This is a genomic window from Acidilobus saccharovorans 345-15 (genome assembly GCF_000144915.1).
In the GTDB taxonomy this organism is placed as follows: Archaea; Thermoproteota; Thermoprotei_A; order Sulfolobales; family Acidilobaceae; genus Acidilobus; species Acidilobus saccharovorans.
On record NC_014374.1, the window covers coordinates 31597 to 52628 of the forward strand.

Genomic DNA, 21032 nt, shown 5'->3' on the forward strand with positions numbered 1-21032 from the left:
TTACGCTTAACCAGGTGAGCGCTTGAGGAACGTGGCAATAGTGGGATACGGCCACACGAAGTTCGGGGTCAGGAACGAGGTGAACCTGGCCGAGCTAGCCTACGAGGCCATAAGGGAGGCCCTCGAGAAGGCGGGCCTGGAGCCTAAGGACGTGGAGCACGTGGTCGTCTCAAACGTGGGCGGCTGGAGCAGCGAGCCCCTGCCTGCCGTGGTGGTTGCAGAGTACGCCGGGCTCTCCGGCAAGCCCCTGCACAGGGTGGAGGCCGCCTGCGCCTCCGGCTCCTCAGCCCTGGCCTCGGCCTACGAGGCCGTGGCCTCAGGCATGGCAGACATAGCACTCGCGGTTGGAGTTGAGAAGATGAACGAGAGCCCGACCCCCAACGTGGTGGAGCTCATAGGCAGGGCCGGCAACTACTTCTGGGAGTTCCAGAACTTCGGCCTGACCTTCCCCGGCTACTACGCCCTCTACGCCACGGCCTACATGAACAAGTACGGGGCCACGGAGGAGGACTTCTGCAGGGTCGCCGTCAAGAACCACTACTACGCCAGCATGAACCCCAAGGCGCAGTTCCCGAGGAAGATAGACCTCGAGACTTGCATGAGCAGCAGGTACATAGCCTGGCCCATAAAGCTCTACGACTCCTCGCCCATAACCGACGGGGCCGCCGCGGTGGTCCTGGCGAGCGAGGAGGTCGCCAAGAAGCTGACCGACTCGCCGGTGTGGATACACTCCATAGGCATGGCCTCGGGCACGGCGAACCTGTCCAGGAGGGACGACTTCACTGGGCTCATGGCGGCCCAGCTGGCGGCCAGGGCGGCCTACAAGGTGGCCGGCCTTGAGGCTGAGAACACCGCAAGGTACTTTGACGTGGCCGAGGTCCACGACTGCTTCACCATAGCTGAGGTCATGGCCTACGAGGACCTGGGCTTCGTGAAGCGCGGCGAGGGCTACAAGCTTGTCAGGGAGGGGCAGACCTACATAGGCGGCCTCATACCGGTCAACCTCAGCGGGGGGCTCAAGGCCAAGGGGCACCCGCTGGGGGCCACGGGGATAAGCATGGCGGTTGAGCTGACCAAGCAGCTCCTCCACGAGGTGGAGCCCGGGAGGCAGGCCACCATAAACAAGGGCATGGCCGTGGCACACAACGTCGGCGGCACGGGCCACTACGCCTACGTCACCGTGCTGGGCCTCGAGAAGCCCAGGGGGAGGTGAGGGGTCGTGAGCCAGAGGCAGGAGGCCGACGCCTACCTAAAGCAGCTTGAGGCCTACGCCAACGCCATGAAGTCGTCCGTCGGGGTCCCGGTCATAGTGGACCCCAAGACAAACGTGGCCATATGGTACGACCAGAGGGAGATGAGGTTCAAGTTCCTGATAAGCGTCGAGAGGACGAGGAGGTTCTTCGAGGCCCTCAGCGAGGGCAAGGTGCTCGCCACCAGGTGCAGGCAGACGGGCGAGGTCTTCTTCCCGCCGCAGGTGGACTGCCCCGGCGTCAAGGACGGCGAGGTGGAGTGGGTGGAGCTGCCCAGGGAGGGCGAGCTGGTGACCTACACTGTGATATACACTAAGCCCTACAGCTTCAGCCACTACGACGACTACACGGTGGGCATAGCCAGGCTCAGCAACGGCGTCCAGGTGCTTGCCTGGGTCAGGGAGAGGGACCCGAAGAGGCTGAGGGTCGGCATGAAGGTCAGGCTGGAGGTCGTTAAGAGGGAGCCGGAGGGCTACCTCACCTACGAGCTCGTGCCTGAGCAGCCTTAGCTGACTTTTTGCAGGCCGCCGCCCTGCGGCCGGCCGCTAGCCTATGACCTTGTTGGCCACCAGCAGGTCCTTCATGGCGGCCGAGTAGGAGTACTCGCTGTAGTACTCATACTCAAAGGCAGGGCCGGTCTCGTTGACCATTTGCCCCTGCTGGCTCACGTAGGAGACCCCAATTACCCTGAGTCCAAGGTAGTAGGCCCTGGCAGCGACTATGTAGCCGTGGATGGCGGCGTTGCTCACGTTTGACAGCGCTGAGAACGCGGCCGGGGCGTCGCTCACGCTGTTAAGGTCCAGGTGCTCAACTATGTAGATGGTTACGTTGGCCGCCTCCTCCGCTGCGGTAGGACCTATGTAGACGCTCGGGAACCAGGGGCTGTCAGAGATGCCCCTCACTATGACCCACGGTATCCCGAGCCTCGAGTTGACGTAGGCGAACCCCATGCCCTCGTTCTCCCCCGCGTCGGTCTCGTAGAGCGCGTTCTGCTGGGCCATCCAGGAGAGCGGCTCCGTCCACTGGTTGGCCGAGCCTATGACCCCCACTATGACCCTGGGCACGAGCTCGCCGCTGACGTTGAGGCCGGTCACGTTGGCCAGGGGAATGGGGCTCAGCGCTGAGGCAGCCCGCTCGGCTATCTCCACCAGCTGGGCCGAGGCCGCCAGGTACTCAACGTAGACGTAGCTGAGGTCGACGCCATAGCCGTAGCCGTAGGAGGAGGCGTTGGAGTACGACGGCATGGCCTCGCCGAAGCCCGACACCAGGTCGCCCCTGAGCGGCGTCACGTTGACGACCTCGACGCCCGAGTACGGCGTCTCGCTGTAGGCCATGGTTGAGTTCACCAGGGACGCCCTGTGGTAGTGTATGCTCGACTTGTCAACCACGAAGGCGCCTATCACGACGTCGCCTGGGACCACGTAGGGGTTCCTGCTGCCCGCCGTGCCCGATAGTATGGCGGCCCTCACGTTAAACAGCGCGTCCATGAGCGTCGTGGCCTCCACGGCGGCGTACTCCTTCTCGCCGCTCCTTACCAGGACAACTGGCGTGCCGCCTATGCTGCCCACGTAGAAGGTGTAGCCCGAGTAGTTGACAATGGCCGCGAGCTTCATGGCCGCCAGCAGGGGCGCCATCTCCATTGCCATGGGCGTCACTATGCCCACCCTGGGGGTCCTGAGGACTCTCTCGAGGGCCGAGGGCGTTACTGGGGTGCCGTTTACGAAGGAGGCCCTGACCCCAGGGCTGAGGCCTACGCCCGCTCCGCCGTGGGCGGCCAGGACGAAGCCGCCAAGGAACAGGCCCACAAGAAAGAAGACGACCGCGACCCCGACAAGGCCCAGGGACCTCAAGCCAACACCCAGCAGGAGCACTCCTTAGATTGCTTATAAATATCCTTGAAACCTTTTCCATGAAATTTAACTTGTTCAAGTTAATAGCGTTGAAGGGGCCCGCTTAAGGGCCGTTAACGCTCCCTTCAGGAGCTGTAACTTGAACTTATTAGACACGGTGACCCCTCACCTCGTGGAGGTTAAGGCTATGACGCACCCAGGCGTTAACTACGGTGCCGTCGGCGTCAGGGTGAGGCTCGGCAGGATCCTCAGGGACGGCAAGGCCGTGATATTCGCCTTCGACCACGGCTTTGAGCACGGCCCCAAGGACTTCCCCGAGGACAGGGTGGCGGCCAGGAACATAATACAGCAGGTCGTCGACGCCGGCGTTGACGCGATAATGCTCCTGCCCGGCATGGCCAGGCTGACGCACGACATATGGGCCGGCAGGACGGCCCTCATAGTAAAGCTGACCAGCAAGACTGAGCTAAGGCCCGAGAGCTCCATATACCTGCAGACCAGGCTGGCCACCGTGGAGGACGCCGTTGCACTCGGCGCCGACGCCGTCGCGGCCACGGTCTACTGGGGCAGCGAGCACGAGTCGGAGATGATGGAGAACTGGATGATAATAAAGGAGGAGGCGGAGGCCTACGGCATGCCCGCCCTCCAGCTCGCGTACCCCAGGGGATCGCACTTCAAGAACTGGTACGACCCCGAGGTGGTCATGTACGGCGTGAGGGCCGCCATAGAGGTCGGCGCTGACCTGATAAAGACCTACTACACCGGCTCGAGGGAGACCTTCGCCAAGGTGGTCGAGATGGCCCAGGGCATACCCGTCGTCATGAGCGGCGGCGCCGTGAGGGACAGGCCGGTCGACTTCCTCACCGACCTCAGCAACGTGATAGCGGCCGGCGGCAGCGGCGTGGCCGTCGGGAGGAACGTGTTTAGGGCCAAGGACATAAAGTCCATGGCCAGGGCAGTAATGGCCGTGGTCCACGAGGGCCTGAGCCCGGAGGAGGCGGCGAAGCGCTTCAACCTTGAGTGATGGTGGTGTTCCAAGCTTATGGAGCAGAAGGACCTTGACGTCGTCGCCATAGGGCACGCGCTCGTCGACCTCAGGTTCACGGTGAGCAAGTTCGCCTCCCCCGACGAGGAGGCTGACATAGAGGAGCAGAGCACGGGCCCCGGCGGCTCAGCGATAAACGTGGCCCTGATAACCTCAAGGCTCGGGGGCAAGGCAGCCGTAATAACCAAGATAGGGCTTGACAACTTCGGCAGGCAGATAGTCGAGGAGCTGGTCAGGAGCAAGGTCGACATATCTGGCCTCAAGGTTGGCTTCGGCTCGACGGGCTTCTCAGTGCTCATGATAGACAAGGAGGGCAACATAGTGCTCTACGGCTACAAGGGCTGCGCGGAGAAGCTCGACCCAGACGAGATAGACGAGAAGGTCATAGCTAGGGGCAAGTTCGTCCACATAGCCAGCCTGAGGCCCGACACGAGCCTCAGGGCGGCCGTCAGGGCCAAGGAGCTCGACGCCATGGTCTCCTGGGACCCCGGGAGGAGGCTCAGCATGGCTGGCCTGAAGGCCCTCAGGGGGCTCATAAAGTTCGTCGACATAGTTGAGCTTAACAGCAGGGAGTGCGCCAACCTAACCGGAATAAGGGACCCCGTGGCCTGCGCCGAGGAGATACAGAGGGTGGGGCCCTCCACAGTGATAGTGAAGATGGGCCCCAGGGGGCTCTACGCCCTGAGCGACGACTTCACGGGCTACGTGCCGGCCTTCAAGGTCAGCGTGGTCAGGGACTCGACGGGCAGCGGGGACACCTTCGCGGCCGCCATGCTGCTGAGGCTCTCAAGGGGCGATAAGCTCAGGGACGCCCTAGTCTACGCCCAGGCCGTGGCCGCCCTCAAGGTTACTATGCTTGGGGCCAACGCGCTGCCCCCCATTGAGGAGATAGAGAAGTTCTACCAGGAGCACAGGAAGGAGGTTGAGGCAGGCATAGCGGACAAGCCGCCGGCTGAGTGATTGGCTTGCCCTGCGGCACCCTCTCAGTTGCGATAACCGGGGCCAGCGGGGTAAGGTACGGCATAAGGCTCCTTCAGGCCGCCTCAGAGCTGGGGCTCAGGCTCTCGGGGGTAATTGTGACCAGGTCCGCCGACCTGGTGGCCCAGGCTGAGGAGGGCATGAGGGCCGGCGAGCTCCTTGAGCTGGCCTCAAGGTACTCGCAAACCTACAGTGAGGACGACATGACCTCCCCCCTGGCCTCCTCCAGCAGCCAGCCAGACTGCATGGCAATAGTGCCCGCCAGCATGAAGACCGTGGCCCTGATAGCCAACGGCCTCGAGCTGAACCTCGTGGCCAGGGCGGCGCTTGCCATGCTTAGGCTCAGGAGGCCCCTCGTGGTGGCCTTCAGGGAGGCGCCGCTTGGGGTGGCGGAGCTCAGGAACCTGCTCTCGCTCGCCGAGATGGGGGCGGTGGTGATGCCCCTGGCCCCGGGCTTCTACTCCAAGCCCAGGACAGTTGAGGACCTGGTAGACTTCATGGTTGGAAAGATCCTGGACTCGCTGGGGGTTGACAACAGCCTCTACCTCAGGTGGAGGGGAGGGAGGCCTTAGCCTTCTCTATGGCCTCTATCATCGCCTTGGCCAGGCTCTCCTTGCCCGGGAACTCGTTCGGGGGCATGTAGTGGACCTCCACGTTGCCCAGCTGCGAGGCCGTGACCTCGGCCTGGCCGGCGAGCCTCTTGTCGCCCGTGAAGAAGAGCACCCTCCTGGCCCCCCTGGCGACCCTCTCAACGACCTTAAGCACGTCAAAGTCGTCGTTGGCTGGCTCCAGCACCCTCCTGGGCCCCGCCTGCTGGGGCGCCTGGAGGCCCCTCCCAACTATCACGTGGAGCTCGACGTCAGGCTCCTCCCTCTCTATGACGTCAGGGTAGTAGCCCCTGAACATCTGGTCAAGGACTGCGGCCACGCCGCCTCTCTCGCCCCGCTGGGCCTGCTGGGCGGCGGGGGCCTGCTGGGCCTCCTGCTGGCCCTCCACTATGTTCCTGACCACCGTCAGCCTGCCGCTGGCTATGACGTCACCATCTATCAACACTATGAACAGGTCCCCGGGCCCCTCCCTGTCCAGCTGGGACAGCTGGGACGGGTCCACGACCCTGACATCCCTGCAGTCAAACACTATGAGCTTCCTGGCCACGCCTGACCCTCACGTGTTCGCCTAACGCTAAACTTATATGGTTACGCGCGACTATACAGCCCGGCCGGTGTTAATAATGGGAGAGAGCATCACCTCCAACACCATCATTGAGAGGCTCATAACTATGGCCCAGGGGGTTGAGGACACCTCAAGCCACATGCTCCAGGTGCTCAGCTCGGCCCCCATCTCGCCGGAGCTCATTGAGAAGACCTACAGGCAGGACCTGCTCCAGTTCAGGGACGTGGTCACCAAGGGCAAGGAGGGGCTCCTCGACTACATAGCCAACGGGAGGCTCAGCCTCATAGCCTACAAGGAGTTCTACATAGAGGCCGCCCTGCAGATGGAGTGCATAATGAGCAGGCTCGAGGCGGGCACCTACAGGCTCCTGCTGAGCCTCAGCCTTGAGAGGAACCTGCCCGAGAGCCTCGTGGAGAGCGTCAGGGGCCTGCTGAGGGAGCTGCAGGGCTCTTCAATAGCCCTGGTCGACATGCTGAGGGCCAGCGAGGGCCCTGTGAAGGACCCGGCCGCGAGGAGGAAGCTCCTCGACGACAAGTTCGACCTGGTCAGCGAGTCTGAGAAGAGGGCCGACGCTATATACCGCGAGGCGCTGGCCATGGTGGCCGAGAGGTACTCCAACGAGGCCGCCAAGCTGCTCATGCTCAAGGAGGTCATAGACTCCTTCGAGGACGCTGTAGACTGCGCCTACAACGCCTCGACCTACGTGAGGCTAGTCGGCCTTGGACTCCTCAGCTGAGCCCGTCAGGGCCAAGTTAATAGGCGGCGTCGTGGTAGTCCCCTCTGTGGAGGGCTCCAGGAGGCTCTACTCCATCGGCTTCTACGGCAGGCCCATGGGCGTGGAGAAGGTCAGGGACCCGAGCTCCATATCGTCCCCCCTCGTCCTTGACCCCCTGGAGGCCCTGTACCTGGTTGAAAGGGGCATGATAGAGGTCGAGGGCGAGGACGGCAGGGTCCTTGACTTCAGCGGCCTGAGGGAGGCCCTGGGGCTCACCGGCAGGCAGGAGAAGCTGTACCTGCTCTACAGGTCCCTGAGGTCAAGGGGGCTCGTGGTCAGGTCAGGCCTCAAGTACGGGGCCTCCTTTGTGGCCTACAGGAAGGGGCCGGGGCTGGAGCACGCCCCGTTCATAATACACTACTACGACCCCGACGAGCCCTTCGACCCCGTTGAGCTGGTGAGGGCCGGGAGGCTGAGCCACAGTGTCAAGAAGACGTTCATCGTCGCCACCACTGGCCAGGTAGGGGAGGAGCCATATTATATAATGCTTAAATGGCTTCGTCCCTAACTAATTCCTCTGAGCGAAGGGCGGAACAGCTGTGAGCTTCGGCCACAGAAGACAAGGGGACCCGAGGCCTGAGGCCAGCCAGGGGACTAGGCAGGAGCCAAGGCCAAAGCCCATAGGGGACAGGTGCAACCCCCTGTGCCCCTTCTTCAGGTGCGGCCAGAGGGCGCTGAGGGTGTCGGTTGAGCACTACAGGGGAAGGCCTGTAAAGGTAGCCATGTGCTCGCTGGTGGGCGACAGGTGCGTGGGCACCCAGTGCAGGTACGCCTACTGTGAGAAGAAGGCCATGCTGCCAGACGGCAGGTGCTCCTTCGCCATAGAGAGCAGGGCGAGGCAGGTGAAGTCATTCGAGGAGGAGCTGAAGGAGGAAGGGGAGCTGCCCGGGCTGGCGATCAAAGATAAGAGGCTGTCCGACGAGCTCTAGCCCCCTGCTGCCTCAGCTCAGAGCTCGGGACCACCCTGACGTCGGCGATGGCCACGCCGTCAAAGGATGCTATGAGGCGAGACACCCTCTTCTTGATCCTGTAGGCCCTTGCCAGCGTCGTCTCCGGCGGCAGCGCTATTATGGCCTGCACCAGGTAGAAGGAGCCGGCCCTGGCCACGTATATCCTGAGGGGCCTCAGCCCCATGGCTGCTATGCCCCTGCCTATGGCCTCCCTGAGGCCGGTGCCGAAGACCTCGGCGCCCAGCAGCGACTGGAGCGAGGTCCAGGAGCTCTCAGCCGCGTTGTAGAGGACTACCAACATCATAGCGCCCAACACCACAGGCGTGAGGCTGAAGTAAGCCGTCGATATCACTCCCCCCGCGACTAAGTCAAGGGCGGTGTCGACGCTGGCGTGCATCAGGTCCGACTTCACTATGAGCAGCCTCATGTACCTGACCTCGGCTATGGCAACTGACGCCGAGAGGGCGGCGCTGGCCCAGAGTATCCAGGAGGTCCAGGAGGGCATCACCTGGGGGCCGGCGAGTGAGTCGGCGAAGGCCGAGGCCACAAGGTAGACCACGAATATGGACACCAGTATGGTCACTATGCCCTCGGCGTTGTAGAGGCCCCAGGGGAACGACCTGGACCTCCTGTAGGCGACCTTCAGCAGGACGGCGTACAGCACCGCGAGGAGGGAGTCGAACAGGGCGTGGTAGCCGTCAGCCTGAAGCAGGTAGTAGCCCCTCCCGAGGCCGAGGTAGAGCTCGTAGACGGCCAGCGGGAGGCCCGCCAGCCCGGTGACCAGGAACAGCCTTGACGCGTGCCTCAGCAGGCTCCTCGATATCAAGCGGCATCACCTCTGGCCATCACCCCCTGCCAGGAAGGGGCTACTCCATATCTATAGTTGTGTCCAGCCCCTTATTAATTTTAGGTACGCCTAAAGCCCTAGGAGAGGCCCATCTCGTCCCTCATCTCCTTGGCCCTCCTGGTGGCCTCCAGCACGGCCTCCATGAGCGTCCTCTTGAGCCCGTTGCCCTGGAGCACCATGACCCCCCTTATGGTTGTGCCTGCGGGGGTCAGCACCATGTCTCTGACCTGGTGGGGAGGCCTGCCGGTCTCAAGCAGGTTCCTGGAGGTGCCCATCATAGCCATGAGGGTGGCCCTGTATGCCAGGTCCCTCGGGAGGCCGGCCGCTATGCCGCCCAGGGCCAGCGCGTCTATTACCTCCGCTATGAACGCCGGGGCGCTGCCGCTCAGGGCGGTGAGGGCGTCCATGTACCTCTCGTCAACCCACTCCACCGTGCCGAGCCTCCTGAAGAGCTCCTCGGCGGCCGACCTGGCGGCCTGGTCACAGTTGGGGCCGGCCGAGAGCGTGGTGAAGCCCTCGTTGACCTCTACGTTTATGTTTGTCATCCCCCTTATCACCTTGGCCTTCGGAGCCCTCGAGGCTATGTAGCCCGTGCTGACGGCTGCCGCGAGGGACACGAGCGGCTTGCCCTCGAGCTCGGCCGCCACCTCCCTGAGCACGTCAGCCACGACGTAGGGCTTGACAGTGAGGATCACCAGGTCGGCCTCCCTGACGGCCTCAACGTTATCCGTGGTGGCCTCGACGCCCAGGCCCCTGAGCCTCTCCACGGTTGAGCTGCTCCTGGCGGTGGCGACTACCCTGTAGCCCCCTCCGGCCCTCAGGAGGCCCCTGATTATTGCGCCCCCTATGGTTCCAGCGCCTATAACTGCGACCGCCCTGTCCACGTTCCCACTGGGCTCAGGGCTAAGGCTCAGGATTTTTAAGCCTTGATGACAATGCTTCAGCGGTGCCAGCATGCTGAGCGAGGACGGCGCGAGGCTCCTGAGGGACACCATGGACATGCCCTCGATATTCCTCCTCGGCTCCCTTGAGGGCACCCAGTGGCTCAGCTCCCTCGAGGAGGTGAGGGAGGTAGACGGCGACGTCGTTGGCCTCCAGAGGTCCAACTACTCGGAGGACTACTTCATAGACGTCGTGTGCAGGGGGCCCTGCTCCGGCGCCCTAGGGGCCGCGCTTGACTACCTCAGGTCTTACGGCAGGGCCTGGGTATCAACGTCAAACTTCGGCGTGATACAGGAGCTGGTTAGGGGCGGGGCCAGGGTCGAGGGCCTGACGGCCTTTCACGTCATGGAGGTTGACAGGGCCAGCTTCAGGAGGTTCGAGGGGAGGCCGGACTTCATCCAGTTCTCGACGCTGGACGAGCACCACATAGAGGACCTCAGGGACCTCCTCTCCAAGTGGGACGAGTCAAGGGCCCAGTGGGCCGACGACATGATAATGAGGAGCACCGCCTTTGGGGCGTGGGACGGCGAGAGGCTGGTTGGGGTGGCCGCCACCTACGCCATGGCCGAGGGCTGGTGGTACCTGGGCTCCCTCTTCGTGGACCCCGAGTACAGGAGCAGGAAGGTTGGCATAAGCCTCTCGAGCGTGGCCACCGAGGAGGCCCTGGCGAGGGTCGAGAGGGTCTACATAACAGTTGAGGTGGATAACATCACTAGCCTGGCGATCAACTCCCTCCTGAACTACAGGTCCAGGGGGATAAGCTACCTGGCGCTGGTAAGCCTGGCTCAGTCCCCCTGATCCTCGTCAACGTCGTATATCCTGTAGTCGTCCCCTCCCTCGAGGACCTCCTGCACCTTGCCGTAGAGCTCCTTCAGGCTCACGTCGTCGTAGGCGCTGACGGGAAGTATCTCACCTATGTAGCCCGCCTCGTACAGGGCCCTGGCGAGGCTCAGCGACAGGTTGAGCTCGGTGCCGCTCAGCACCTTCGAGTCCCTGACCGCCGCCTCGAGGTAGCCCTCCTCGTGCAGCATGGGGAGCACGTTGTTCACGACCTCAGGGCTCAGCAGGTCGGCCTTGCTGATCACGTTTACCTGCGGCCTCCTGAGCCTCACGTTAACGGAGGACGCCAGGGTCAGTATGGACACTATGTCGGCTGGGCTCTCGAAGAACACCGAGTCCATGAGGAACACTGTGACCGCCTTGTCGTCCTGTATGAGGGCGTCGAGCACCAGGGGGCCTCCCACCCTGTAGGCGAAGGGCTCTAGCTGGCCCGGGGTGTCCACTATCACGTAGTCCGGCCTGAACTGCTCGACCTCCTCCCTGACCTTGTCCACGTGGTTTATCAGCGAGTCTATGGCGCTCACCAGGGCCCCGTTCGGCCCTAGGCCCTTCTCCATGAACTCCTCCGCCGTCACGTAGTCCCTCACGTCGACGTCAGGCTCGTAGGGCGGCTTGTCCTCGGCCGGGTCAAAGTTCACCTTGACCACCGTGGCCCCGAGTGACTCCATGGCTGAGGCTAACTGCATGGTTAGTGTGCTCTTGCCGGAGCCCGCGGGCCCCACCATCACTATGAACTTCAAGGCCAAGCACCGGGCTGGGGAAAGCCTCGCGCACACGCAGACCCGGGACGCGGGTCAGTTCGCGCGGGGCGTCCTCCCGGTCAGGCTAAGCCTTTTTATCCGAGGCTTAATAACCTTAACATCGCTTCCAAGGGACCCCAATGGCTGAGCTGGTGGAGTGCAGCGACGACTTCAGGGTAGAGAGGGCCCACCTGGCGGTCTCCGTTGGCTCAGGAGACGTGGAGGTCCTCTCCACCCCGAGCCTCCTCGCGTTTGTCGAGTCCGTGGCCTCAAGGTGCCTCTCGGGGGCCGTGAGCCCGGGGTACACCACGGTAGGCACCTACGTGGAGCTGAGGCACAAGGCCCCCGCGCCCCAGGGGGCGACGGTCAAGGTAACGGTGAGGGTTGAGAACTTCGACGGCAAGAGGGCCAGGCTCAGCTTCAGGGCCGAGTGCTGCGGGAGGCTGGTAGGCGAGGGGGTGCACGAGAGGGTCGTGGTAAACAAGGACGACTTCCTCAGGAGGGCCGGGGTAAGGTAGAAACGCCTAAAAGCCCTCCATCCTCGCCTTCACTGACCTGAAATGATTTACGTGAGGCTCGGCTGGAGCGGCGTGAAGGTCTCCAGGCTGTGCCTGGGCACGTGGCACCTGCCGCCCTCAAGGCAGGTCGACGAGTTCGGGGTCCTCAAGGTCGACGAGGAGGAGGCCCTGAAGGCCATGAGGAGGGCCTACGACCTCGGGGTCAACTTCATAGACACCGCCAACAGGTACCACGGCATAATGCAGCCCGTGGACCTGAACCACGTCGGCAACTCAGAGAGGGTCGTGGGCAAGTTCCTGGCGACCGTTGACAGGGAGTCCATAGTGCTGGCCACCAAGGTGAGGGGGCAGATGGCCGCGTGGCCCAACGGCGAGGGCCTCAGCAGGAAGCACATAATGTGGCAGGCGAGGGAGAGCCTGAGGAGGCTCGGCACTGACCACATAGACCTGTACCAGCTCCACTGGCCGGACCCCGACACACCAAAGCTGGAGACGCTGAGGGCCCTCCAGGACCTGGTGAGGATGGGCCTGGTGAACTACACGGGCATAAGCAATCACCCCGCCCACGACGTTGTCGAGTTCCTGGAGCTGGCGGACAGGGTGGGGGTCGACCGCTTCGTAACTATGCAGGAGCTCTACAACATACTCGAGAGGGGCATAGAGAGGGACGGCAGGCTTGAGGTGGCCAAGAGGTATGGCCTGGCGGTGATGGTGTACAGCCCACTGGCCCAGGGGGTGCTGACGGGCAAGTACTACGACTTCAAGGAGAACAGGTGGGCCGTGCCGGAGCTGAGCAGGGCGTCAATAACGGATGAGATACGCAGGAGGTACTTCAGCGACAGGACGGCGGCAGTTCTGAAAGCCATGAAGGAGGTCGCGGACTCGAAGGGCATAACCATGGCCCAGCTCGCCCTGGCCTGGGTGATCAAGAGGTCGGAGCAGCTGGGCGTCACGCTCATACCCATAACCAGCGCCACCAAGGCCTCTCACATAGACGAGGCGGTCGAGGCCCTCAGCGTGAGCCTGAAGGACGACGACATGAAGGCCATAGACGAGGCCCTCCAGGGCAGGGGCTAGCGCTTCCTCACGGGGACCTGTATATCTGATATGGCCTCAAGGGGCCTGCGCGCCGTGTCCATGCCCCTGGCGAGCCAGAGGGCCGCACCGGAGAGGCCAACAGCCCACAGGCCCACGTTGTAGACCAGGTACGAGAACTCGCTGAAGGGCTGCGTGAAGAATATGGAGGCCGTGTAGAGCGCGTAGGCCGCCGCCCTCACCGCGCCAACCCCGGTGGCCCTGAGCCTCGTGGGGAACAGCTCGGGCTCCAGGACCACCCTGGCCGCCCAGGCCATCTCGCCGAAGACCCCGTTGAGGAAGAGCAGGGACTCAAACGCCATCAGCGACGACCTGGCCACCACGTACTGGGGTATGAACAGGGCCATGGTTATGACGCCCCCGAGGTATGCTATGAACGGGAACGTCCTCCTGCTTGTCGAGTCTATTATAGGCAGGAGGGCGAAGCCTGCGAGGGACTCGCCCAGGTTGTAGGTGAACACTATCAGGCTCGTCAGCCTGGGGAACAGGTAGGGGCCTATAACCAGGGCCATGAGGGCGTAGGTGAGCACGACGGTTATGGCCATGGTCAGCAGGAGGTAAACCCTGACCGCGTAGTCGCCCCTCCCCAGCGAGACCCTCTCCCCTGACCTGTACTTGAGCCACCTGAAGGACTCCGGCGCCATGAACCTGGTGACAACTATCACGGGCACTGCCGATGCCAGCAGGAGGGCGAAGGCGAGCCTCTGGAGGCCCACTGAAAAGCTCGTGACGAGCGATATGGCTGAAGCCGTGAGGGCGCCCACGTTCGCGGCGTTTGTGACCCCCACAAGTATCTTGCCCCTGTGGGCCTCCGGCGCCTCCTCGGCTAGGTAGGCCAGCAGGGTGGTCTCGTCGCCGCCCAGCGAGAACTCCGCGAGGGCTATGCCGACTATGAGGTCCAGGGGGCCGGTGGCGAACAGTATAAACGGTATGGAGGCGGCGAAGAGCACCATGTCAACTATGAAGCCGCTCTTCCTGCCGAAGGCGTCCGTGAACCTGCCCATTATGAAGCTGCCGGCCAGGAGGGAGGCGGGGGAGGCGACCAGGAGGTACACGTCGTAGCTGCTGGGGACCACGGGCCACTCGGTCAGCAGCGGCGCCAGCGCGAGCACCACTCCCCAGGCGAACATGGTCACCGTGGCGCTGGCCACTATCACCGGAAGCCTCCTGCCCGACATGGGAATCCTTGTTACTACTGCCAGTAGTAATTTAAACGTATTATTCCATACGGGCCCTCGAGCCGAGGTGAGCTGGGCTGCCGTGGGTCCCAGCGGGCTCCGCCGACAGGCTGGTGATATCCCAGTCGCTCAAGCTCAAGGACGGCGAGACCCTCAGGGTCGAGAGCTTCAAGGGGGACCGCTGGCTTGAGATCACCAGGAAGAGGGGCGACGGTTTCTCAGTCACGGAGCACGGCTTCAAGAACGCCACCTACGAGGTGGGCGAGGAGGAGCTGAGGCAGCTGCTCAGGAGGCTCATTGACTTCGAGTTCCCCAGGAGCCACCAGCTAAGGGTGAGCAAGTCAAAGGGATGACGTGAACCTCCTCTTCAGGTCAGCGAGTATGCCGGAGATGGGTATCTCGACGGGGCACGCCACGTCGCACCTGCCGCAGCCGAGGCAGAGCATCGCCAGGGCCGCGCCCCTGTCAACTCCCTCGGTTATGGCAGTCCAGTTGACGCCCATGGGCCCACCGTACGTTGAGCCTCCCCAGTTGTTTGCCACCTGGCCCCACACGGGGCAGACGAACTGGCAGTAGCCGCACCTTATGCACCTGAGCTGCTCCCTGAGCACCACGTCCTTGGCTGCCGCCCTCCTGCCGTGGTCCACAAGGACAACGTGGACCTCAACGGGGCCGTGGGCGCCGTAGACCCTCCTGTGCCCTATGTCGCCGGTGCTGCTCGGGCCGGCTATGAGGCTTACGTAGGTGGGCGGGTAGAGGCCGGCGAAGGCCGCCTGCACGAGTATTACCTTGAATGCGTCAAGCATCGTTGGGACCAGCTTCTCGACCCCCACGAAGGCTATGTGAAGCCTGGGCAGGTTCGTGACCATCCTTATGTTGCCCTCGTTCTCGACAAGCAGCAGGGCCCCCTCCCTGGCGGCCAACGCGTTGCCCCCGCTTATGCCCACGTCTGCGCTTACGAACTTGGACCTGAGGAACTCCCTCACCTTGGCCACCATCTGCTGGGGCGCGTCGCTGGGGCTGACGTCAAGGCCCAGCCTGTCCCTCAGCAGCTGCGCCACCCTGGCCACAGTCATGTGTATTGCAGGCGCTATGGAGTGCATGGGCTTCCCTCCCTCAAGCTGCACGAGCAGCTGCCCCAGGTCGGTCTCCCAGACCTCGTTGCCGGCCTCCTCCAGGGCCTCCCTTATGCCGAGCTCCTCGGCAGTCATGGACTTCGACATGACTACAACCTTGCCCCTGCCCACCAGGCTGAGGGCCAGCTCCCTGGCCTCCCTGGCGTCGGCGGCGTAGTGGGGGACCGCGTTAACAGACTTAAGCGACCTCATGGCCTCGTCTATGAGCTCGTCCATGTGGGCTATGGAGTACTCCTTTATTGCCTTGACCTCCCTGGCCAGCTGGACTATGTCAGGCCTGGACTCCAGGAACCTCCTCACCCTCTCCTCGGAGCCAGGCACGTAGGTGTGGAGGGCCTCCTGAAGGTCTGGGTCCTCCAGGGCCCTCAGTATGGCCCTGGCGTACCCCTCGAGGAGCTCGTCACTCACCGCCTATCACCTCGGCCAGGTCAAGGAGCCTTATCGGGACCCCTGAGGACCTCGAGGCCCTGCGGAGGTTCACGTAGCATATGGGGCACATGGTTATCGCCGTGTCGCCCGCGCCCGCCAGCTCCCTGACCCTGGTCGCCGCCACAGCCTGGGCAAGCGAGGGGAGGAGGGCCTCGAGGGGGCCGCCGCAGCAGTAGGTCCACCTGCCGGACCTGCTGACCTCCGTCACATTGACGCCCGCCTCCCTCAGGAGCTCCCTGGGCCTGTCTACAATGCCGAGCTTCCTCGCGTACACGCACGAGTCGTGCACGGTCGCCGCCAGCCCGCGCCTGGCCGTGGGCCTCACGAGCTCCATGTAGTTCACGGCCCTTAGGCCCTCCCCGAGGACCTCCTGGTAGCCCCTGGTGACGGTGTCCATGGTGTGGGGGTCCACCACTATGAGCTCCTCGTAGCCGGCGGACCTCACTGCCCTCACCACCCTCTCGGCGTGCCTCCTGAAGGCCTCAGCCATGCCGTAGTCCCTGAGCAGCGCCCCGCTGTACATGTCAGAGAGCTCGGGCACGTAGTCGAACTCCGCGCCGGAGGCGAGCAGCAGCCTCGCCATCGACCTCAGGACCCTCCTTGACCACTCCACGAGCTCGGGGTCAGGCCTGACGAGCAGTGAGAGGTCGAGCCTCCTTGAGGCCACCCTTGCGGCCCTCAGGGCCGCCCAGCTGACCCCCTCGGCCCTCTCAAGGCTTCGGAGGAGCTCCACCGTGCCCTCTATGTAGGGCACCAGCTGGTAGAGGGCCCCGGTGAAGAGCAGCCTCCCGCTCCCCCCTCCTCCCAAGGCCAAGGCCCTCGGACCACCTCGACGCGAACCCCGGGGGCACTGGCATTGGGTAGCCCGTCCTCTCGTCGAGCTCCGCCATGAGGTTAAGGAGCTCAGCGAACTTCAAGCCTGACACTGAGCCCCTGAGGCTGGCCCAAGCTAATTAGCCTGCCTGCGGCGCGTTTACGTAACCCCTTATGGCATTCAGAGGTAGCCCTCCTCGTCCTCTTCGTCCTCCTCGGCCTCGTACTCCGGCGGCCCGCCGCTCCCCTTCCCAGCGGTCTTAGCCACCCTCCACTTCTTTGTGTCCTCGTCGTATATTATGAGGCCGCTCCTCACCATCTTGTTGAACAGCGCTGCCGCCCTGTCACCCATGTCGGCCTGCACCTTGTCGCTCACCTGCCTCGGGTCCTTGAGCGAGGTGGACTCCACCTCGGCCACGAACTTCTTCCAGAACTCCGGGTCCACCGCTGCCTTGCCGTCGCTCAGGGTGAGCACCACCGCCCCCTCCCTGCCCAGCTTGGCGAAGAACTTGTCAGGGGCCTTGAGCCACGGCAGCTCCTCCTGGAAGACCACCCCCTGCCTCCTCAGCCTCTCAACCGCCGTGCTGCCACCCTGCCTGCCCCCAGCCTCGGCCTCCCTCCTCTCGGCCTGCGGCTGCGCGGCCTGCCTCTCCTGCCTCAGCGACTCTATGTCCTCCTCTATCTGGGCCAGCCTCTTGGCCAGGTCGTCCACCTTCTGGGTGAACGGGTTCAGCATGTCCTGTATTAGCCTCTCGAGCCTCTTGGCAAGCCCCTCTAAGCTCTCCCCCTGGGCCGGGGGAGAAGGGCCCCCGCCCTTGACTATGGCCTCCAGGTACGACCTCACGTCCTGGTAGCCGGCGTCCTTGGCCCTCCTCTCAAGGGCCGCCAGCTCCGCGTCAGTCAGCCTCAGCTCTATCACGGTGTACTTGTCAACCTTTGACTGGGACAAGACCGACCCCCGCCTGTTACCTGGTCCTCGTGGCCTAATTAGTGAAGATCAATAAAAGAGGTATGAGGCTACCTCAGGGCCTGAAGCGCCACAGAGAAGAGGCCCGTGAGGTGGAAGGCCCTCCCTATCACGTCGCCGAACAGGAGGCCCGCGGCGGTGGCCCCGAGGAGTATCAGCAGCCCCAGGCCGAGCTCCCTGGCGAAGCTGGTCCCGTTGACCGTGGCGCTGTAGAAGTGGAACGCCGCCAGGACACCTATGCCTATCATCAGGGACGCCGCCAGGGCCTCGGCGGTGCTGCTCAGCAGCAGGTAAGGTATGCCCAGCAGCAGGGCCGTCACGAAGTAGGAGAGGCCCGTGGCCGCCGCGCTGAGGCCTGGCCTCGTGGTCCCCTCCTGCCTGGACTGCAGGAAGGCCGCCGCGGCCATGGATATGGCTGCCGAGAAGCCCACCAGGAGGCCGGCGAGCCCAACTATGAGGGTCCTCGCCGTGGCCCCCAGGAAGCCAGCGTAGACGCCAACTAGCTCAGTTATCGCATCTGCCATCCCGAGGGCCACGAAGCCCAGGTACTCAACCCTGACGTCCTTGAGCCCCCTGAGGAACTCCGACTCGTGGCCCTCCTCGTCGGCTATTATCTGCTCAAGCCTTGGCCTGAGCTCCTGGGGCATCCTGGGCATGAACCTCCTGTACTCCCTCGCGGCGCTGGCCTCCCTCCTCTCCAGGGCCTCCAAGGTGAACACTGGCCCAAAGACCTTGTAAAGCAGCCTGAAAGCCCTGCCCGGCGGCGACGCCTGGCAGTCCCTGCCTAGGAGGGACCTCCAGAAGAGGTAGTGGCCCCTCTCCTGCTCGGCTGCCTGCCTCAGCTTCTGCGAGAGCTCGCCCTCCTCCTCGTCAGCCAGGGCCTCGTAGAGCAGGTATGTGCCCAGCTCGTCCCTGCAGTAGGCCTCTATCTTCCTCATGTCCTCCTCAGTTAGGCTTAGCTGGGACTGCATGGCCCACCTGAAATCATGTGGCCCCGTGACCGTTATATCTTTCTACAGATTTAGCCCCGCCTTAAGTTGACGTAGGCCTCCAACAGGGCTATGGTCTTGAGGTCCCTCGCCTGCCCAAGGGCCTCCTCGGGCCTCATGAAGGCGAGGCTTATGACCTCGTCAGGCTCAAGCCTCTGGCCAACCCTTGTCAGGCCCTCAGCTATGTAGCCGTGCTGCACCTCATCGCTGTAGCCCGGGCTCACGTAGGCCTCGTAAACCTTCGTCAGCCTTGACGCCCTGTAGCCCGTCTCCTCCTCCAGCTCCCTCATGGCCGCCTCCTCGGGCGTCTCGCCCCGCTCAACCCTGCCCGCCGGGGCCTCAAGGACCCAGGAGCCAGTGGCGGGCCTCCACTGCCTCTCAAGTATGACCCTGCCGTCCTCAAGCACGGGCAGCACGGCCACGGAGAGGCCGAAGGTCACCCTGTCGGCGTCGAACTCCCTGCCGTTGTAGGAGAACCTTACCCTCTCAAGCCTCACCCTGGCCCCCGAGCAGAGCTCCTCGCTCGAGCTCAGCCTGGGCTCGCTCACCTGCCCTCACCCAGGTGGCCCTTCATCCAGTCAAGCATCAGCTTGAGGTACTCAACCCTTGTCTTGGGCCTGCCGCTCCTGGTCAGGTCGTGGTCCTCGCCGGGGAAGAGGGCCAGCTTAACCTCAACGCCGAGCACCTTGAGCGCGGTGAAGAGCTGGAGGGCCTGGCTCACGGGGCACCTGTAGTCCTCAAGGGCGTGCATTATGAGCAGCGGCGTTGTAACGGACTCTATGTAGGTCATCGGGCTCGCCTTGAGGTACTGCTCGGCCGACTTCCACGGAGGCTGGGCCATCAGCTGGTCCTCGTCGAAGAACCAGCCTATGTCGCTTGTGCCCCAGTCGCTGTAGAACTCCACGCAGCTCCTCTCAGTCATGGCTGCCCTGAACCTGGAGGTGTGGGTTATAACCCAGTTGGTCATGAACCCCCCGTAGCTCCCGCCGGCCACGCCCGCCCTGCCGGGGTCGAGCTGCTGGAACTGCCTCGTGGCCTCGTCAGCTATAGTCATGAGGTCCTCGTAGTCGACGGTGCCCCACCTGCCCCTTATGTCAGCGAAGTCCTCGCTGTAGCCGTCGCTCCCCCTCGGGTTGCCGTAGACCACGGCTATCCCAGCCGAGGCGAGGACGTGGAAGGCCACCATGAAGCCGTAGCCGTAGCTCGTCTTAGGCCCTCCATGTATGTAGAGCATCCACGGCACCTTCCCCTTGGCGTCCCTGGGCAGCAGCGCCCAGAAGTCAAGCTCCGTGCCGTCCCTCGCCCTTGCCCTGGCCTTGAAGGCCCTCGGCAGCGAGGCCTGCCTTAGGAAGTCGTCGTTGAAGGACGTGAGCCTCTTGCCCGAGGTCCCCCTTAGCACGTAGAGCTCCGCGGGCTCGGACTCGTTCATCTGCGTGTAGTAGACCACGTCGGAGGACTGGGCCACGCTGAAGTCGTCGATCACCGCGTCCTCAGGCCTGAGCACGGGCTCCACCCTGCCGCTGAGTGTCGCCCTGTACAGCCACGCCCTGCCGGCGTCGCTGACGCTGAAGTAGAGCCAGCCGCCCGAGGCCTGTATTGGCTTAGTGCAGGAGGGCCCCCTGGCCTCGCTGTTGACGCTGTTGAGCAGGTTCCTGTCGAGGCCAAGCTCTACCTTTGTCAACTCCCCGGTCTTCAAGTTATAGGAGTGAAGCTTGTAGTGGCTCGAGAGCCCCCTCTCGAACCTGTGCATGAGCAGGGCAATGCTGTTGCCGTCCGAGGACCAGGCCAGGCCAGCTATCGAGACCTTGGAGAGCAGCTGCACGTCCTCGCCAGTCTCAACGTTAATGAGCCTCAGCTCGTCGTACTGGGCGTGCACCTCCTCGAGCTGCTTAACGTACGCTATGCTCCTGCCGTCCGGGGACCAGGCGAAGTCGCTCACGTCAAGCGCGTGGGAGGTCAGCCTCCTGGGCTCCCCTCCGTTGGCGCTGACCAGGTAGATGTTCCTGGGCCTGTCAAATATGTAGCCCTCCCCGTTGAAGAAGGGCGGGAGCCTCTCTATCACCAGGGCCTCCCTCTTGGAGTAGTCCTTCCACTCGCCCTGCCCAAGCGGCCTCCTGGCCAGGAACGCTATTGAGCTCCCCGCAGGGGACCACGATATTGCTGAGGCCCCGAAGCTCCAGGTGAAGAGGGGCACGGGCTCGTAGCCGGGCCTCATTAACATGACGGAGGTCTGGGCCGGCTGCCCCTCCTGCCTCACTGTCCTGATGAAGGCTATCGTCTGACCGTCCGGGGACCATGCGGGGCAGGAGTCCCCAGGGCCTGAGGTCACGGGGTAGTAGGACCTGCCGTCGTAGAGCCATATGGAGCTGTCGTACCTGTTCTGCTGAAGGTCAGGCCTTGAGACCACGAACAGGGCCCTGGAGCCGTCGGGCGAGGCCGCCGGGCTTGAGACTAAGGTGAGCTTGGAGAGGTCCTCAGGCGACATGCCTGACAAGTTGAACCCCAGGTATCGCTGCG

At 63.6% G+C, this 21032-nt stretch carries 24 protein-coding genes; 12 read left to right on the forward strand and 12 right to left on the reverse strand.

Translation table 11 applies throughout. From position 1 onward, the window contains the following. Nucleotides 1-22 precede the first annotated feature (22 nt). Together ASAC_RS00120 and ASAC_RS00125 are read left to right on the forward strand one after the other, a co-directional pair. Entirely contained in the window at nucleotides 23-1213 is a 1191-nt protein-coding gene (locus ASAC_RS00120; protein ID WP_013265946.1) for a thiolase domain-containing protein, read from the forward strand. A gap of 6 nt (nucleotides 1214-1219) precedes the next feature. Next, nucleotides 1220-1759, forward strand: coding sequence for a Zn-ribbon domain-containing OB-fold protein (locus tag ASAC_RS00125; RefSeq protein WP_013265947.1), 540 nt, complete (start codon nucleotides 1220-1222; stop codon nucleotides 1757-1759). 36 nt (nucleotides 1760-1795) lie between these two features. Here the strand turns inward: ASAC_RS00125 and ASAC_RS00130 are convergent, their stop codons facing one another. Next, complete coding sequence (locus ASAC_RS00130) at nucleotides 1796-3100, reverse strand: 5'-methylthioadenosine/S-adenosylhomocysteine nucleosidase family protein (protein ID WP_083774136.1); 1305 nt, start codon at nucleotides 3098-3100, stop codon at nucleotides 1796-1798. 187 nt (nucleotides 3101-3287) lie between these two features. On the opposite strand from ASAC_RS00130, the gene fba reads away from it, so the two are divergent. The 3 genes from fba to ASAC_RS00145 are packed head-to-tail and all read left to right on the forward strand — an operon-like array spanning nucleotide 3288 to nucleotide 5695. Further along, complete coding sequence (gene fba, locus ASAC_RS00135) at nucleotides 3288-4124, forward strand: class I fructose-bisphosphate aldolase (RefSeq protein ID WP_048812913.1); 837 nt, start codon at nucleotides 3288-3290, stop codon at nucleotides 4122-4124. A gap of 18 nt (nucleotides 4125-4142) precedes the next feature. Beyond that, entirely contained in the window at nucleotides 4143-5105 is a 963-nt protein-coding gene (locus tag ASAC_RS00140; RefSeq protein WP_013265950.1) for a carbohydrate kinase family protein, read from the forward strand. Continuing rightward, nucleotides 5102-5695, forward strand: coding sequence for a UbiX family flavin prenyltransferase (locus tag ASAC_RS00145; RefSeq protein WP_420805102.1), 594 nt, complete (start codon nucleotides 5102-5104; stop codon nucleotides 5693-5695). Before ASAC_RS00140 ends, ASAC_RS00145 begins: the two co-directional genes overlap by 4 nt. Here the strand turns inward: ASAC_RS00145 and ASAC_RS00150 are convergent. After that, nucleotides 5670-6278, reverse strand: coding sequence for a hypothetical protein (locus ASAC_RS00150; protein ID WP_013265952.1), 609 nt, complete (start codon nucleotides 6276-6278; stop codon nucleotides 5670-5672). The genes ASAC_RS00145 and ASAC_RS00150 overlap by 26 nt on opposite strands. Before the next feature lie 76 nt (nucleotides 6279-6354). On the opposite strand from ASAC_RS00150, the gene ASAC_RS00155 reads away from it, so the two are divergent. From ASAC_RS00155 to ASAC_RS00165, 3 genes are read left to right on the forward strand one after another with little or no spacing between them, the layout of a single operon-like run. Then, nucleotides 6355-7032, forward strand: a complete 678-nt coding sequence (locus ASAC_RS00155; protein ID WP_148217068.1) for a hypothetical protein — start codon at nucleotides 6355-6357, stop codon at nucleotides 7030-7032. Next, the gene (gene endA, locus ASAC_RS00160; protein ID WP_013265954.1) at nucleotides 7016-7579 is read left to right on the forward strand and encodes a tRNA-intron lyase; all 564 of its coding nucleotides are present in this window, start codon (nucleotides 7016-7018) and stop codon (nucleotides 7577-7579) included. The genes ASAC_RS00155 and endA overlap by 17 nt, the downstream gene beginning before the upstream one ends. 31 nt (nucleotides 7580-7610) lie before the next feature. After that, nucleotides 7611-8000, forward strand: coding sequence for a hypothetical protein (locus tag ASAC_RS00165; RefSeq protein WP_013265955.1), 390 nt, complete (start codon nucleotides 7611-7613; stop codon nucleotides 7998-8000). Here the strand turns inward: ASAC_RS00165 and ASAC_RS00170 are convergent. Next, complete coding sequence (locus tag ASAC_RS00170) at nucleotides 7969-8847, reverse strand: cation efflux transmembrane domain-containing protein (RefSeq protein ID WP_013265956.1); 879 nt, start codon at nucleotides 8845-8847, stop codon at nucleotides 7969-7971. The two genes, ASAC_RS00165 and ASAC_RS00170, sit on opposite strands and share 32 nt — an antisense overlap. A 98-nt stretch (nucleotides 8848-8945) precedes the next feature. Continuing rightward, complete coding sequence (gene proC / locus ASAC_RS00175; protein ID WP_013265957.1) at nucleotides 8946-9752, reverse strand: pyrroline-5-carboxylate reductase; 807 nt, start codon at nucleotides 9750-9752, stop codon at nucleotides 8946-8948. 70 nt (nucleotides 9753-9822) lie between these two features. On the opposite strand from proC, the gene ASAC_RS00180 reads away from it, so the two are divergent. Beyond that, nucleotides 9823-10608 (forward strand): GNAT family N-acetyltransferase, encoded by a 786-nt coding sequence (locus ASAC_RS00180; RefSeq protein ID WP_013265958.1) that lies wholly within the window; start codon nucleotides 9823-9825, stop codon nucleotides 10606-10608. On the opposite strand, the gene ASAC_RS00185 is transcribed toward ASAC_RS00180, so the two are convergent. After that, nucleotides 10596-11390 (reverse strand): ATP/GTP-binding protein, encoded by a 795-nt coding sequence (locus ASAC_RS00185; RefSeq protein WP_238523610.1) that lies wholly within the window; start codon nucleotides 11388-11390, stop codon nucleotides 10596-10598. The genes ASAC_RS00180 and ASAC_RS00185 overlap by 13 nt on opposite strands. A 140-nt stretch (nucleotides 11391-11530) precedes the next feature. On the opposite strand from ASAC_RS00185, the gene ASAC_RS00190 reads away from it, so the two are divergent. Both ASAC_RS00190 and ASAC_RS00195 read left to right on the forward strand, forming a co-directional pair. Beyond that, nucleotides 11531-11908 (forward strand): thioesterase family protein, encoded by a 378-nt coding sequence (locus tag ASAC_RS00190; protein WP_013265960.1) that lies wholly within the window; start codon nucleotides 11531-11533, stop codon nucleotides 11906-11908. A gap of 42 nt (nucleotides 11909-11950) precedes the next feature. After that, on the forward strand, nucleotides 11951-12985 hold the full coding sequence (locus ASAC_RS00195; protein WP_013265961.1) for an aldo/keto reductase: 1035 nt from the start codon (nucleotides 11951-11953) through the stop codon (nucleotides 12983-12985). On the opposite strand, the gene ASAC_RS00200 is transcribed toward ASAC_RS00195, so the two are convergent. Further along, entirely contained in the window at nucleotides 12982-14181 is a 1200-nt protein-coding gene (locus tag ASAC_RS00200; protein ID WP_013265962.1) for an MFS transporter, read from the reverse strand. The genes ASAC_RS00195 and ASAC_RS00200 overlap by 4 nt on opposite strands. 113 nt (nucleotides 14182-14294) lie before the next feature. Between ASAC_RS00200 and ASAC_RS00205 the strand changes: the two genes are divergently transcribed. After that, entirely contained in the window at nucleotides 14295-14534 is a 240-nt protein-coding gene (locus ASAC_RS00205; protein ID WP_013265963.1) for a hypothetical protein, read from the forward strand. Here the strand turns inward: ASAC_RS00205 and ASAC_RS00210 are convergent. The 6 genes from ASAC_RS00210 to ASAC_RS00235 form a co-directional block, all read right to left on the reverse strand. Further along, on the reverse strand, nucleotides 14523-15725 hold the full coding sequence (locus ASAC_RS00210; RefSeq protein WP_013265964.1) for an LUD domain-containing protein: 1203 nt from the start codon (nucleotides 15723-15725) through the stop codon (nucleotides 14523-14525). The two genes, ASAC_RS00205 and ASAC_RS00210, sit on opposite strands and share 12 nt — an antisense overlap. Continuing rightward, nucleotides 15718-16554: a heterodisulfide reductase-related iron-sulfur binding cluster gene (locus ASAC_RS00215; RefSeq protein ID WP_048812682.1), complete on the reverse strand. Its 837-nt coding sequence runs from the start codon at nucleotides 16552-16554 to the stop codon at nucleotides 15718-15720. Before ASAC_RS00215 ends, ASAC_RS00210 begins: the two co-directional genes overlap by 8 nt. 186 nt (nucleotides 16555-16740) lie before the next feature. Continuing rightward, on the reverse strand, nucleotides 16741-17508 hold the full coding sequence (locus tag ASAC_RS00220; RefSeq protein WP_013265966.1) for a hypothetical protein: 768 nt from the start codon (nucleotides 17506-17508) through the stop codon (nucleotides 16741-16743). A gap of 68 nt (nucleotides 17509-17576) precedes the next feature. Next, on the reverse strand, nucleotides 17577-18497 hold the full coding sequence (locus tag ASAC_RS00225; RefSeq protein ID WP_013265967.1) for a VIT1/CCC1 transporter family protein: 921 nt from the start codon (nucleotides 18495-18497) through the stop codon (nucleotides 17577-17579). Nucleotides 18498-18547: 50 nt separating this feature from the next. Next, entirely contained in the window at nucleotides 18548-19063 is a 516-nt protein-coding gene (locus ASAC_RS00230; RefSeq protein ID WP_013265968.1) for an NUDIX hydrolase, read from the reverse strand. Continuing rightward, entirely contained in the window at nucleotides 19060-21000 is a 1941-nt protein-coding gene (locus ASAC_RS00235; protein WP_013265969.1) for a S9 family peptidase, read from the reverse strand. Before ASAC_RS00235 ends, ASAC_RS00230 begins: the two co-directional genes overlap by 4 nt. Between the last annotated feature and the right edge of the window lie 32 nt (nucleotides 21001-21032).